This window comes from Leptospira wolbachii serovar Codice str. CDC (assembly GCF_000332515.2).
In the GTDB taxonomy this organism is placed as follows: Bacteria; Spirochaetota; Leptospiria; order Leptospirales; family Leptospiraceae; genus Leptospira_A; species Leptospira_A wolbachii.
In genome coordinates, this window is the sequence record NZ_AOGZ02000014.1 from 2,211,276 (window position 1) to 2,224,558 (window position 13,283).

The 13,283-nt window shown below is 39.8% G+C and carries 14 protein-coding genes; 7 read left to right on the top strand and 7 right to left on the bottom strand.

All coding sequences use genetic code 11. The annotated features are described in order from the left end of the window. Nucleotides 1–42: 42 nt before the first annotated feature. Complete coding sequence (locus LEP1GSC195_RS15930; RefSeq protein WP_015681332.1) at nucleotides 43–1,983, top strand: fumarate reductase/succinate dehydrogenase flavoprotein subunit; 1,941 nt, start codon at nucleotides 43–45, stop codon at nucleotides 1,981–1,983. A 21-nt stretch (nucleotides 1,984–2,004) separates the two neighbouring features. On the opposite strand, the gene LEP1GSC195_RS15935 is transcribed toward LEP1GSC195_RS15930, so the two are convergent. Beyond that, complete coding sequence (locus LEP1GSC195_RS15935; RefSeq protein ID WP_015681712.1) at nucleotides 2,005–3,486, bottom strand: hypothetical protein; 1,482 nt, start codon at nucleotides 3,484–3,486, stop codon at nucleotides 2,005–2,007. Between the two features lie 118 nt (nucleotides 3,487–3,604). On the opposite strand from LEP1GSC195_RS15935, the gene LEP1GSC195_RS15940 reads away from it, so the two are divergent. Next, nucleotides 3,605–4,006 carry an SRPBCC domain-containing protein gene (locus LEP1GSC195_RS15940; RefSeq protein ID WP_040506852.1) on the top strand — a complete coding sequence of 134 codons (402 nt, stop codon included), beginning with the start codon at nucleotides 3,605–3,607 and terminating at the stop codon, nucleotides 4,004–4,006. 38 nt (nucleotides 4,007–4,044) lie between these two features. Here LEP1GSC195_RS15940 and fumC read toward each other — a convergent pair whose 3' ends face one another. Both fumC and LEP1GSC195_RS15950 read right to left on the bottom strand, forming a co-directional pair. Further along, the gene (gene fumC, locus LEP1GSC195_RS15945) at nucleotides 4,045–5,442 is read right to left on the bottom strand and encodes a class II fumarate hydratase (RefSeq protein WP_015680578.1); all 1,398 of its coding nucleotides are present in this window, start codon (nucleotides 5,440–5,442) and stop codon (nucleotides 4,045–4,047) included. 132 nt (nucleotides 5,443–5,574) lie between these two features. Next, nucleotides 5,575–5,907, bottom strand: coding sequence for a hypothetical protein (locus LEP1GSC195_RS15950; RefSeq protein WP_051122394.1), 333 nt, complete (start codon nucleotides 5,905–5,907; stop codon nucleotides 5,575–5,577). Nucleotides 5,908–6,043: 136 nt separating this feature from the next. Between LEP1GSC195_RS15950 and LEP1GSC195_RS15955 the strand changes: the two genes are divergently transcribed. Beyond that, nucleotides 6,044–6,496, top strand: coding sequence for an ATP-binding protein (locus LEP1GSC195_RS15955; protein WP_156827661.1), 453 nt, complete (start codon nucleotides 6,044–6,046; stop codon nucleotides 6,494–6,496). Nucleotides 6,497–6,579: 83 nt separating this feature from the next. Here LEP1GSC195_RS15955 and LEP1GSC195_RS15960 read toward each other — a convergent pair whose 3' ends face one another. Next, entirely contained in the window at nucleotides 6,580–6,843 is a 264-nt protein-coding gene (locus LEP1GSC195_RS15960; RefSeq protein ID WP_002988662.1) for an RNA recognition motif domain-containing protein, read from the bottom strand. 257 nt (nucleotides 6,844–7,100) lie between these two features. Continuing rightward, the gene (locus LEP1GSC195_RS15965) at nucleotides 7,101–7,586 is read right to left on the bottom strand and encodes an FKBP-type peptidyl-prolyl cis-trans isomerase (RefSeq protein ID WP_015682163.1); all 486 of its coding nucleotides are present in this window, start codon (nucleotides 7,584–7,586) and stop codon (nucleotides 7,101–7,103) included. A 99-nt stretch (nucleotides 7,587–7,685) separates the two neighbouring features. Here LEP1GSC195_RS15965 and LEP1GSC195_RS15970 point away from each other — a divergent pair, with 99 nt between their 5' ends. Further along, nucleotides 7,686–9,362 carry a Na/Pi cotransporter family protein gene (locus tag LEP1GSC195_RS15970; protein ID WP_015682707.1) on the top strand — a complete coding sequence of 559 codons (1,677 nt, stop codon included), beginning with the start codon at nucleotides 7,686–7,688 and terminating at the stop codon, nucleotides 9,360–9,362. 13 nt (nucleotides 9,363–9,375) lie between these two features. Here LEP1GSC195_RS15970 and LEP1GSC195_RS15975 read toward each other — a convergent pair whose 3' ends face one another. Further along, on the bottom strand, nucleotides 9,376–11,352 hold the full coding sequence (locus tag LEP1GSC195_RS15975) for a 7TM diverse intracellular signaling domain-containing protein (protein WP_015681207.1): 1,977 nt from the start codon (nucleotides 11,350–11,352) through the stop codon (nucleotides 9,376–9,378). A 68-nt stretch (nucleotides 11,353–11,420) separates the two neighbouring features. After that, entirely contained in the window at nucleotides 11,421–11,747 is a 327-nt protein-coding gene (locus LEP1GSC195_RS15980) for an LB_289 family protein (protein WP_015681871.1), read from the bottom strand. 123 nt (nucleotides 11,748–11,870) lie between these two features. On the opposite strand from LEP1GSC195_RS15980, the gene LEP1GSC195_RS19765 reads away from it, so the two are divergent. The 3 genes from LEP1GSC195_RS19765 to LEP1GSC195_RS15990 all read left to right on the top strand — a co-directional run bounded on the left by LEP1GSC195_RS19765 (nucleotide 11,871) and on the right by LEP1GSC195_RS15990 (nucleotide 13,274). Continuing rightward, nucleotides 11,871–12,194, top strand: a complete 324-nt coding sequence (locus tag LEP1GSC195_RS19765; protein ID WP_232227816.1) for an LIC_11090 family protein — start codon at nucleotides 11,871–11,873, stop codon at nucleotides 12,192–12,194. After that, on the top strand, nucleotides 12,191–12,337 hold the full coding sequence (locus LEP1GSC195_RS20060; protein ID WP_232227817.1) for a hypothetical protein: 147 nt from the start codon (nucleotides 12,191–12,193) through the stop codon (nucleotides 12,335–12,337). Before LEP1GSC195_RS19765 ends, LEP1GSC195_RS20060 begins: the two co-directional genes overlap by 4 nt. Before the next feature lie 88 nt (nucleotides 12,338–12,425). After that, entirely contained in the window at nucleotides 12,426–13,274 is an 849-nt protein-coding gene (locus LEP1GSC195_RS15990) for an MbnP family copper-binding protein (RefSeq protein ID WP_015681151.1), read from the top strand. The last annotated feature ends 9 nt before the right edge of the window (nucleotides 13,275–13,283 follow it).

The window sequence follows — 13,283 nt, forward strand, 5'->3', positions numbered from 1 at the left end:
ATTAAGTAGGGAAAACTTTTTCATTTATTTGTCTAATAACCTATGAATGAAAAAGAAAAAAAGTTCCATTGGGACTCAAAAATCCCAGATGGTCCATTGGAAGAAAAATGGAACTTCTTTAAAAGAAATTCCAAATTAATTTCACCTAACAATAGAAAGAAATTTAAAATCATTGTTGTGGGTACTGGGCTTTCAGGGTGTGCAGCGGCAGCTACACTCGCTGAACAAGGTTATCAAGTATCTTCTTTTTGTTTTCATGAATCTGCTAGGCGTGCCCATTCCATTGCTGCTCAAGGCGGAGTGAATGCAGCAAAAAATTATAAAAATGATGGCGACAGTGTCACCCGCATGTTTAGAGATACATTGAAGGGTGGTGACTTTCGTTCGAGAGAGGCAAATGTATATCGATTATCAGAGTGTTCCATTCCTTTTATCGATCTTGCAGTTTCTCAAGGAGTTCCTTTTAATCGAGAGTATGGTGGTTATTTAGAGAATCGTTCGTTTGGTGGAGTGCAAGTTAGTCGAACATTTTATTCTAAAGGTCAAACCGGTCAACAATTGTTACTTGGTGCTTACCAGGCACTTATGCGTCAAATTCACCTTGGTAATGTTAAATTGTATACGAATTCTGAACTCTTGGATTATATCATCATCGATGGACAGGCCAAGGGTATTATCGTTCGAAATTTGTTAAATGGACAATTGGAAAAATACTCTGCTCACGCAATAGTTGTTGCTTCCGGTGGATTTGGCAAAATTTACTATCTATCCACTTTGGCATTAGGATGTAATGCAACGGCAGTTTGGCGAGCACACAAAAAAGGTGCCTTGTTTGCAAATCCCAGTTGGACTCAAATCCATCCTACTTCACTTCCACAATCAAACGGTTACCAATCAAAACTAACCTTAATGTCTGAATCATTGAGAAATGATGGAAGAATTTGGGTTCCCAAGTCAAAAGAAGAACATAGATCCCCTGGTGATATTCCTGAGGAAGATAGGGATTATTATTTAGAAAGAAAATACCCTTCTTATGGTAATTTAGCGCCCAGGGACATTTCTTCTCGAGCGGCCAAAGAGAGGATTGATTTGGATTTTGGTGTTGGCCCCCTAAAAAATGCAGTGTATTTGGATTTTAAAGACGCAAAGAAAACATTGGGAGAAGAAGTATTACGTGCTCGGTATGGAAATCTCTTTGATATGTATAAAAAAATTACAGATGTTAATCCTTTAAGCGAGCCAATGTTAATCTCTCCATCTGCACATTTTTCTATGGGCGGATTGTGGGTGGATTATGAACTGATGACGAGTGTTCCTGGACTTTATGCAATAGGTGAAGCAAATTTTGCGGATCATGGTGCCAATCGATTGGGAGCAAATTCATTATTGCAAGCTTCGGTAGATGGTTACTTCATCCTTCCTGTTACACTTCCGAATTATCTTCATGATAAAGTAAACTTAGGCCTCGTTTCAACAGATCATCCTAGTTTTTTGGAATCTGAAGAAAAGATTAAAAACGAAATTCACTTTTTTACCAAAGCAAATGGACAAAAACTTGTAGATGATTACCACAAAGAATTAGGTAAAATTTTATATGATGCTTGTGGTTTAAAACGTTCAGAATCTGGCTTAAAATCTGCAATCGAGACGATTCAAAACCTAAGAGAAAATTTTTTATCAGGAAACATAAAAGTTCCTACAGACGCATTTTCTAAAAATGCAGAATTAGAAAAAGCAGGTAGAATGAAAGACTATCTTGAGTTAGCTGAGCTTATGTGTTTGGACGCACTTTTGCGAGAGGAATCTTGTGGGGCGCATTTTCGAATGGAACACCAAACAGCAGATGGAGAAGCTAAAAGAGATGACAAAAACTTTCAGTTTGTCTCATGTTTTGAATGGTCAGGAGATGTTTCTAAACCCATTTTGCACAAGGAAACATTGGAATTCGAATATTTTTTTCCAAAAGATCGGGACTATAAGTAACAAAAAAAGAATCAATTTACTTCAAAAAGACGGAGTGAACACACTATTGTAAGAGTTGAAAACATTTGTCATTCCGGCACCTGATCCAAAAGGAATGATGGCGCCTTCTACATTGGAAGATGAATAAACCGATGTAAAGACTTTTCCACAGACTAGGCATCCAGAAGTCATAATATTGCCTGGTCTTTGTTGGGATGCCATCTTTGCAAAGTTAGTTGAGTTCAACTTCACTAATTCTGCTGTCGAGCTAGCTCCATCTCCTTTTCCATTAAACGCAATTAATTCGTTTTCATTTTTTTTGGCTAGGTCATAAGTTTTTCCAACGTCTCCTTGTCCGAAAGTAAAACTCGAATAATTAAGAGCGCCACTCGAACTTACAGAATAGAATAAACTAGCATAATTTGTTGGAGTAGATTCTGGGTGGGGGAGTCCGAGAGTTGTGACACCAACATTGTAATTTTTGTTAAAGACTAGTGATGAATCGGAAAATGTTACCATTGGGTAGAAGGGTGTCTCCTCTGGATTTCCCGCGGCGGAACCAAAATATCGATGCCACTCATAATTTAAATTAGAAGTTAGTTTAACGATCAGAGAGTTTGTGCTAGATCCTGTATAGGAGTTTAAACCATTCGGATACAAACTGAAAGTGGCGGTAACAAAGGCTTGCAAAAAGTAACCTCCGTTATTTGGAATCGATACAAATCTTTTAGGTATAAAATTAGTCAAAGGAGTCGGGACTTCATAATATCTTGTTTGAATTGCCTCGCCTGAATAAGACATTTTCAAAAGGAACCAGTCATTATTGGTTGGGGCAGCTGAGAGTATGGTGCCAGGGGAAACAAGTGCTGAATCAGCACTTCCAAAAAGTAGAATACCCGATTGGTCTTCTGTTTCCATAAAATCAACGACATACAAGTTAGAGGTTGCTGTGCTTCCATTATTGATGTATGTAAACCATTCAAGGTTCCCATCCGCTGTTATTTTCCCAACAATTGTATTTTGATCTGTGTCTGGAGTTCCAACAAAAGATTGTTTTGCGTTTGGCAATGAAGTGTAAATATTTGCAAAAAAATATATTCCACCGTTTTTAGCGTGAAGGATACTGAGTGGTAGATTTACTTTGCGTCCCAGGTATTTAATCCACTCTTTTCCCCCTTGGCTATTCTTTTTGGAAATAATCAAATTTTGGGAATTCCCAAGAGATCCTTGAAAAGCCGTAATTCCATCAGCCCCTGAGAACGCTTGGTTGGTCTGGCCGATGACATAGGAGTTAGCATCTGAATCCAGTACTGCTTTGAAACTAACCATTATACCAGAATTGATCGATTCCAGAAAAGATACATAGTTAGAAACTCTCGCACATGGCTCACAGAATCCTTTACCTAAAGCACATAGTAAGAGAGCCTGAGATAAATAAGCGTCGGAAAAAGGATCACCTGGGTTGTTTAAATCTGCTGGTTTGCAAGAGAGAAACAAAACAAGTATGGAAATCAATAATTTCATGACAGGAAGAGTTTAACAGACTATTTGAGGTTGCCAATAATTTAATTTTCAGAAAATACCAGAAAACCGTATTGAAAGGGACGAATAGAATTAGGAAACTTATACAAGGCAATGTTAGATGTGCAAAACAATTCAGCAGAAAGTTAAATTCAAAGCTCCACCAGTAACGATCTACCAATTCATAGCAGATTCTAAGAAAGTGACTGCACTGACTGGTGAAACTGCAGTGATCAGCAAACAGATTGGTGGTTCTTTTTCTACCATGTCGGGAAAGGTTTCTGGAATCATCGTAGACCTTAAACCTTCAGCGCGAATTGTACAAGCCTGGAGAAGATACGATTTCCCCGAAGGTATTTTTTCGATGGCTTCCTTCACTTTCAAGGAAACCTCTGAAGGTGGAACTGAAGTTGTGTTAACACATCGTGGCGTGCCAAAAGAACTTATCCCTGGTATAGAAGAAGATTGGCGCCAAAACTATTGGGATAAGATTCGGAATGTTGTGAAAACTTTGTCTGTCTAATCTGTTGTTAATACATTTCTCCACTTTTTCTTTCAACATCACTCTTCCTTTTTAGGTGAGACCATCTCCTCTGGTTTCACCCATTCATCAAACTGCTCGGCTGTAAGTAGTCCTAACTTAATTCCTGCTTCTTTCAAAGTGGATTTTTCTTTGTGGGCTGTTTTTGCAATTTTTGCTGCGTTGTCATACCCAATGTAGGGGTTGAGTGCTGTCACAAGCATGAGCGAGTTTTTTAGGTTGTGTTCTATCGTCTCAATGTTTGGTTCAATTCCCCGAGCACAATGTTCTTCAAAAGAGAGGGTGGCATCCGCTAACAATCGTATGGAGTTTAATACATTAAAGATGATCAGTGGTTTGAATACATTCAATTCAAAATTTCCCGAGGCTCCTCCGACATTTACTGCCACATCATTCCCAATCACTTGAGCTGCCACCATAGTCATAGCTTCTGATTGTGTTGGGTTGACTTTTCCTGGCATGATCGAAGAGCCTGGTTCGTTTTCAGGAATAGAAATTTCTCCAATCCCGCAGCGTGGCCCAGAAGCCAACCAACGAATATCGTTTGCGATTTTCATCATAGAACAAGCGATGGTTTTAAGAACTCCACTTACTTCCACAAGAGAATCATGTGCAGCAAGTGCCTCAAATTTGTTTTCCGCCGTGACAAAGGGGAGTCCTGTTTCTTTGGCAATTGCAGTCGCAGCTTTGACTGCAAATTCGGGATGGGTGTTGAGACCCGTTCCCACAGCCGTTCCTCCCAGTGCCAATCGGTATACAGAAGGTAACACCCGTTCAATTCTCTCGATCGAATATTTGAGTTGTTGCACATACCCGGAAAATTCCTGACCCAGTGTGAGTGGGGTGGCATCTTGTAAATGAGTGCGGCCAATTTTAATAATGTTTTCAAACTCTTTTGATTTATTGCTAAAAGTGTCGTGCAGCTTTTGTAAGGCGGGAACCAGTTTCAGTACCAAACTTTCTGCACAGGCAATGTGCATGGCAGTGGGAAAAGTATCGTTGGAACTTTGGGCTTTGTTTACATCGTCATTCGGATGGATGGGTTTTTTCGAACCCAAAATACCGTCGGCCATTTCGATGGCTCTGTTAGAAATGACTTCATTTACATTCATATTGGTTTGGGTTCCCGATCCCGTTTGCCAAACCGCAAGGGGGAAGTGGTCATCTAAAGTTCCAACAATGACTTCTTCCGCTGCCTTCACAATCAGATTGGTTTTTTCTGTTGATAGGATCCCTAATTCTTCGTTGGTAAGGGCTGCTGATTTTTTTAAGATCCCTAGGGCACGAATCATTTCCCTTGGGAAACGGTCTGTGCCGATGTGGAAGTGGTGGAGAGAACGTTCGGTTTGGGCCCCCCAATAACGAGTGGCGTCCACTTCGATTTCACCCATAGAGTCGGTTTCGATTCGTGTTTTCATATTCCCTCGAGAAATTCCTGATCTTAGTCCTTACTGTAGACTGGGATGGGTTTCTGGAAAAGAAAAAGAAATGTGGATTAAGAATTCAAACTGCCCCCTCTTAACGAAGAGGGCAGACAATACTGATGAAAATTAGAAAGGTTGGTAGAAAGCGAGATACGCCGCAAACAAACCCAAAAGTGGAAATACAAACCAAAGGATCTTCGCAAATTTCTCTTTTTTGGAAGCTAGGGCCAAAAGTCCACCAAACGCAAGCCAGATGACGATTTTCAAAATGACCCATACTGGCATTGCCGAATGAGAGATTCCTCGAAATTTCATAAGGCCAAATCCCGCAACTAAGAGGAGAATTAGTGCCACACCGTGAGTGATCGCAGCCACAGTTTTAAATTTGTTTTCCGATTTTTTTCCACCATTGATGGTGTAGAGGGTAACTCCTCCCAGAGATAAAAATAACAAATACATTCCGAAAATATGGATGAGTTTATAAGCTTCGTATGACACAAAAGTCTCCTTGATTCTGCTCTATTCTTTCAAATAGAACCATTCCTTGCGAGATTTTTCTCTTTCCAGGTAAGGAAAAAGAATTAGGGTTTGGAGAATGGAATCTAAGAATTTGCAATCAGGGGAAACCAGTCCAAACTCTATTATTGCAAAAAAAACACTCCTTGCCTTAAGAGGAATTCCCGGATCGGGAAAAACTACCTTAGCAAAAACTCTATCTTTATCCAATGGCGCCCCCATTTTCTCCATTGATTCCTATTTTGAAAATGAACTGGGCGAATACACCTTCGAGTTTCAAAAAAATCATATAGCCTACAAAGAATGTGAATCAAAAACCAAAGAAGCACTGGAAGAAGGAATCCCTTTTGTCATAGTAGATAATACCTTTACTTTGGATTGGGAACTTAAACCTTACGAACGTTTAGCGAATGAATTTGGATATTTGTTTTTTGTGGTAACTGTGGAAAATAGGCATGGCGGAAAAAATATACATCAGATCCCGGAAGAACAGATAGAAAAGATGAAAGCGAAGTATCGTGTGATTTTGTAAGTCTGTAAGAAAAGGATTTTGGAACGGAATGATTTAAGGTAAGTAAAATACCCCGGCGAGGATCGCCGAGGTGTGGGGAGAGATTATCTCCAGTTGTTAGTTTTAGGTTTTGCGATGTTTACTTTCATCTCACGGTTAAGAATGTTTTTTCCGTTAAGATCTTTGATCGCGTTATCAGCTTCTTTTCCATCTTTCATTTCGATGAATCCGAAACCTTTAGAACGGCCAGAATACTGGTCAGTGATGATTTTTGCAGAAGTTACTGCTCCGTGTGCTCCGAAAAGCTCAGTGAGTTTACCTTCAGTCATATCGTAAGAGAGGTTGCCAACATAAATGTTTACTGACATAGTTTTTGTCCTGTTTGTTAAAGTTGACTCGGGAATTCTAGATTTACAATCGTCGGAACCCTTTACGGGATTTTGGGTAAGAACTCCAGAAAAATGCAGGGAAAAACTTGGGAAAGCTACCAGCGTGCAAGCTTGAAAGGACTACTTCGGCGGTGAAAATCAACAATACTCTGAATCTTCTGTCAGTCTAATTACCCTTTCTAAAAAAAGCAATCTGAAAGAAGATTCAGAGGAAAAATATCGAAAAAAGAAAACTCTTAGTGGTGGTGGTGTCCGCCTGGACCGTGCACGTGGCCATGTTGTAATTCTTCTTCTGTGGCTTCTCGAATGGACTTAATCGTTACCGCAAAGTGAAGGGTTTCTCCAGCTAACGGGTGATTGCCGTTCAGAATGACTTCGGCATCCCGAACTTCTTGAAGATATAGAACCATTCTACCTTCTGGGGTATCCGTTTGGAATTCCATTCCCACTTCTAACTCGGCTTCTGGTGGAAGTTCTGTTTTTGGAACTTGAAAAATAAGCGCTTCGTTATATGTCCCATAACCATCTTCAGGTGGTACAGTTACATTTTTCGAATCGCCGTTCACTAATCCTTCTAGTTCTTTTTCCAAACCGGGAATGATATTTTGCCAGCCGTGGAGGTATAATAACGGTTCGTCTGATTGGTCCAGAGTTTCTCCCTGGGCGTTCTTTAGGTGATAGGAAAATCCTACAACCATTCCTTTGCTGATGGTTTTTGACATATTGGTTACAAAGTACCAACGGAAAAAAATACTGCAACCGAATAAAAGGTTGGTACCAAATTGTAATCAAAGAAATTAAACCTTGGAAATATCACATCTATGAATTGGTCACTACTCATTCAAGTTTTAGGTGGACTCGGGATTTTCATCTACGGGATGAAATTACTAAGTGAGTCCTTACAACGTGTAGCGGGAGATCGGCTTCGTTCCTTTCTTTCTTCTATGACGCGAAATAGAGTTTCCGCTGTGTTCAGCGGGCTGTTTATTACATCTACAATACAATCTAGTTCGGCCACCACCGTTCTTGTGGTTGGATTTGTAAATGCTGGTTTAATTTCACTCGCCCAAGCCATCGGTGTCATCATGGGGGCCAACATTGGAACCACCATCACCGCATGGATTGTATCTTTTTTAGGTTTTAAGTTCAACATTGCATCATTCGCCTTACTGGCCGTTGCGGCAGGGGTGATCTTAAATTTTTCAAGGAAAGAAAGCAGATCCGGTTGGGGAAGTTTCCTTATCGGTTTTGGATTTTTGTTTTTAGGATTGGATTATTTAAAATCATCCGTTCCTGATAGCGCAAAGGATCCGGATAGTTTTCTATTTTTGCAACAATACACAAATATGGGATTCAACACCATATTGTTGTTTGTTCTCATTGGAGCCTTGTTAACCATTGTCATCCAATCTTCTTCTGCTTCCACAACCATTACCATTACACTCGCATTCTCCGGATATATACCGATTGATGCGGCTTATGGTATGATTCTCGGTGAAAACATAGGAACTACGATTACAGCAAACCTTGCGGCCATTCCGGGAAACCGAAATGCCAAAAAGGCTGCCCTTGCACATACGTTATTTAATGTGTTCGGGGTGATATGGGCCTTACTTTTCTTTAAGCTGTTTACCGGAATTGTAGATGATTTGATTCCTGGGGATCCACTCACAGATAAAGAATCTACTAGGTTCCATATCTCTCTTTTCCATACAATGTTTAACATCACAAACACACTCATCCTCATTTGGTTTGTGAATACAATCACCAAAGTAGTGAGTGCCATTGTGGATGGACTTGCTTCCAAAACAGGAAAAGATAAAGATTCCATTCGTCTTTTGCAAGCTGGGGCAGTCAAAACCACAGAACTTGCTATGGTGGAACTTGTTGAGTTCACTAAAAAAATCATTCGCGATACGTATGACTTCCTTCGTTTGACAGAACAAATTTTATTACAACCTTACGATGCTGCTCGTGTCCTACAGGTATTAAAAAAAGAAGAAGAGTTAGACCAAGTTCGAACCGAAGTCCTTACCTATCTAAACCAAATCCAAGAGACCGGTATTACTGGTAACTATGCGAAAGATGTTTTAGGTATTATGGAAAGGGTGAAGGCTGTGGAAGAGATGGGAGATAATTTCGCATCGATTGCAAGAAAGATGAGAAAATCACATCGCCAAAAGGTATCACTGGACAAAACGTTCGGTAATTCCGTAAAAGAACAAATGGATTTACTCAAACACCATTACGACATTTTGCTAGTGAACTTGGAACAAAGTGAGACTTTTGATATCCTTGGCAACCCACAGATTCGTAACCAAAGTCGTGAATATCGTTTTCAAATGATTCGTTCTGTCAAAAAGAACGATTCTAAAGTGAAGAAGAAAAAGTATCAGAAAAAAGACAATTTGATGCCAGCGCTCCTTTACTGCGATATTTCTCGTAACTTGGACAATATTTCCAGACTATTGAATGCAGCAATTTATGCGGATGTTTAGTCCGCATTTTCTGTTACGTAATTTCAAATAGAATAAAAGTTATATCATCGTCTGCGGGACCTTCATTGTTCCGTAGGCGAATGTGTTCATCAATCCCACCATACAGAGATTCCACCGATTCTGCTTTCCTAACTAGTAACCAGTTCAGTAACTCTTCTTCCCCAGAGTCTCCATTTTCCCACAAATCCCAAATTCCATCTGTAAATAGTAAAATTTTATCACCAGGAGATAGTTTGTGAACTTCTTCTGGGTAATGTACTTCTTTGGAGTAGCCGATGAGTTTCCCTTTGGGCCGGATGACTTCGATGGAAGTGGAATTTTCATTGAACTTGTATAAGGCGGGGTGACCTGCGTTTGCCACTTTCAGTTGTTTGAGTTCCAAATCAATAAAGATAGCACTAGCTGTCAAAAATTGATTTTTATAATTTCCGGCAAGGGACACGTTGATACTTTCTAACACCTTACCTGGTTTGTTGGCAAAAGCTAACGTCTGCATGTAAGCAATCTTTAACATGGCAGCTTCAATGGCAGCAGGTACTCCGTGTCCAGTCACATCAGCAATCAAACAACAAATCTGGTGTTTCCCAAAAACGGTAATATCGTAAAAATCACCGCCGACCAAAGAGGCAGGGAAATATCCTGTTTTGATGATGAGTCCAGGAAATTTGGGAAGGACTTGGGGAAGAGTGGATTCCTGGAGTTTTTGAGCTAATTTTAGTTCTTTGCCATAAGCAATTAACTTCTGTTTGTTGATTTCTGCTTTGAATTGAATTTTTTCTTTTTCTTTGCGGACCACAGAGATCCGATCTCCCAAACCAAATGCCATGAGTAACACTTCGATTGCCATTCCTACTTGGAATGAATTTTCAGTGAAAGCATTCACTGGAAAAAAACCCATATATCTGAGAACGGTGGCAAGTCCTCCAACAATCACCATCAAGTATCCGGAAAAATAGAATCGTGCTGGCGGAAATTTTTTTACGAATGCGATGTAATAGGAAACAAACAGAGCAAAGAAAGCGAGTAAAAATGAAAAAATATCTCCCGCTTGGTTCATGAGTCGGTAAGGTAAAAAAGGAAGAAGGCAAATACTAATGATAGGAATGGTTGCAAGAGCCAAAAACCATTTGTAGATGAGTGGCGCGTTTTCCTTAAGGTTCATAAAGGTGATGCTCATCGGAAAACAAGTGAATAAAAATAGAAAGTAGAGAAGGTTATGTACATCGTACACAAATTCGGGAGAGTTCGGAAGAAATAATACGGGTAACAAACCTTGGAGAGAAAACTGGAATAAAATTGCTGAGATAAGCAAATACAATACATAAAAAATATATGCTTTGTCTCGAACCATAAAGTAGACAAAAAGATTGTAAATACTCATTACACCCACAATCCCAAAAAAAATACCTTGGAGGAGAGTGTCGAAAGATACAAATGTATAAAAATTCTTTTCTTCTGCCACCATGAGGGGGACCGACATGGAACTATCTGTTTTAACTCCTACAAAATAGGTTACTGATTCGCTTGGCAATATATCCGTTGCAAAACTAAACCCACGATAATCTATATCTCTGTTTTTAAAAGGATAACGTCTTCCTTGTTGGTTCTCTAAAATGTCACCTGATTCTCGTATGGCGATAAACTTAACATCGTCCAAAAGTGGATATTTGATGTAAGTGATAATTTGTTTATTGAGATTTTCATCATTATGAATGACAAAACAAAACCAATATTGTTTGTCGGTGTTTCCGAAATTGGGAATGACTCCATTTGATTTTAGTAGAGCAGCCGTTTGGAATTGTTTCGAAACTTCGGCCATTGAATGGAGGGAGGGACTTGCCGTGAAGTAAACTAGATGGTCGGAAAGGTCATAAGTATTTCCATTCGTGACGGAAAGCGGAACTGGATTTGTATTTGGGCAGTCTTTTGGGTTAGCAAATAGGTTGGTATGAAAGAGACATAACAGAATGAAGGTGAAGGTCTGTTTCATACAGGAAGGTCACAAGTATAAGACGAAGACCTTCCGTTGTAAATCTGTTTGTAGCGGAAAAAAAGGAATTAAGCGGTGACTGCAGGGATTCCTGCAAGGATACGAAGAGAGTCGTAAGCCTTTTCTTTTTGTTCCACTTTCGTTTTGTTCACAGCCTTGCGTATGATAACGTCCCATTGTTTTTCTGGGTGTTCCATTTTCATGTTTTCCAGAATTTCCAGAATGTTTTCATCATCGGAGGCATTAAAAATCTCATCCGAATCATAACGAAACATTCCAAAAAGGGCATCGATATAATCACCCACGCTCATGGCTTCTTTTTCACCAGGTTGGATCTTTTTCTTTTCTGCTTTTCGCAGTTCTCGTTCCCTGCGTTCTAGTTCCGTGCGTTTCATCTGATGGCCTCTAGCTCGTTTGCATTGGTTCCAAGACCATGTTTTCAAAGGGCAGGAGGGGCGACACCAAATTTGTCCAAAAATTGGCTCGATTTTTGGGTTGGGTGGGCTAGCATGGGGTAGATGTTCTGCAAACGGTGGATTGCCGGTAGTTTGGCCTTATTCCTTTGCACCCAATTCCTATTTTTAGGGAGTGGGTTACTTGGGTATTGCCTCGAGTCCAACTCCAAAATCTGTCACTGTAACCACGGATCCAAAAAAGAAAAACATGCGAATGCAGAAGATGAACTCTTTTCCGAAGGGAACGGGACCTCTGTTACTTCAGCCGACTCGAATGACCACCAAACTACAAAAGAACTCGCTCTCAAACCGAGTTGTCATGATGCTAAAGATGGCGAGGTTCACCTTTGTTCTTGTAAAAAGAAAAAAAAGATGCCCTTTCTTTGAGATCCCACCACCAAACTATGGATAGACCCAATTTAGCATTTGGTTTTGCTGCTCCTTCTGTAATTTTTTATACAATCAATGAGTCTCCCTCCACTCTTGAGGATGGAAGAATCCTCACTTTACTTAGACCACCACGTATCTAAATTTTTTAATTACAATCAAGTATATTGGTAGATGATTCTTTTATCTGCTGATTTAAACAACAATCGTATTTTAGAATATTAGGTATTTATGAATTTATTTAAAACAATTATTATCTCCATTTCGATCATTGGATTAGTTTCCTGTACTCCGAAATCCCAATCCGATGACACAGAAACATTAACACTTTTGGCTTTGGCATGGCCCCAACCTGTCAATTTAGAATTTGAAGCATTGGCTAATGGGCAAAAGTTAGTTACTGGTACGAATATTGATGCCGATGGTCGAACAGTCCGGTTTCGTGATTTTCGTCTGTATATTTCAGATGTAAGGTTGATACGGGCGGATGGTTCTGCTGCTGATGTATCTTTAGCTGCTGACAACGTTTGGCAATCCAATGGTGTGGCTCTTGTAGATTTGGAAACAACTCAAACATCAGAAACAAATACAAAAGTTACTGGTGGTGTAGCACCTGGGACATATACTGGAGTTCAATTTTCTGTAGGTGTTCCGGAAGCTTTGAATCACATGGATAGCACAACTCAAAAATCTCCTTTGAATATAGGTTCTATGTATTGGTCTTGGACTGGTGGGTACAAACATGCTAATATTGAATTTAGCGCTAACTCGGGTACTAATTTTACAAAATTACACCTAGGGTCGACAGGTTGTACTGGTGCTCCTAACTACGGTAATTGTACTGCTAAGTATAGAGCTTCCATTCAACTAACGGGACAATACAATCCAGTTGGTCAAAAGATTTCCTTTAACGTGGACAAATTGATTCAAGGTCATAACCCTGGGGCGGATGCAAATTGTATGCCTGTTCCTATGATGGGTGGGCCAGTGCCATGTGATACGTTAGTGCAAGCATTTGGTTTGTCGAATGGTGGAGCAGTAGATAGTTCCATCACACAACGAGTGTTTAGTCTCAAATAATTTTATATC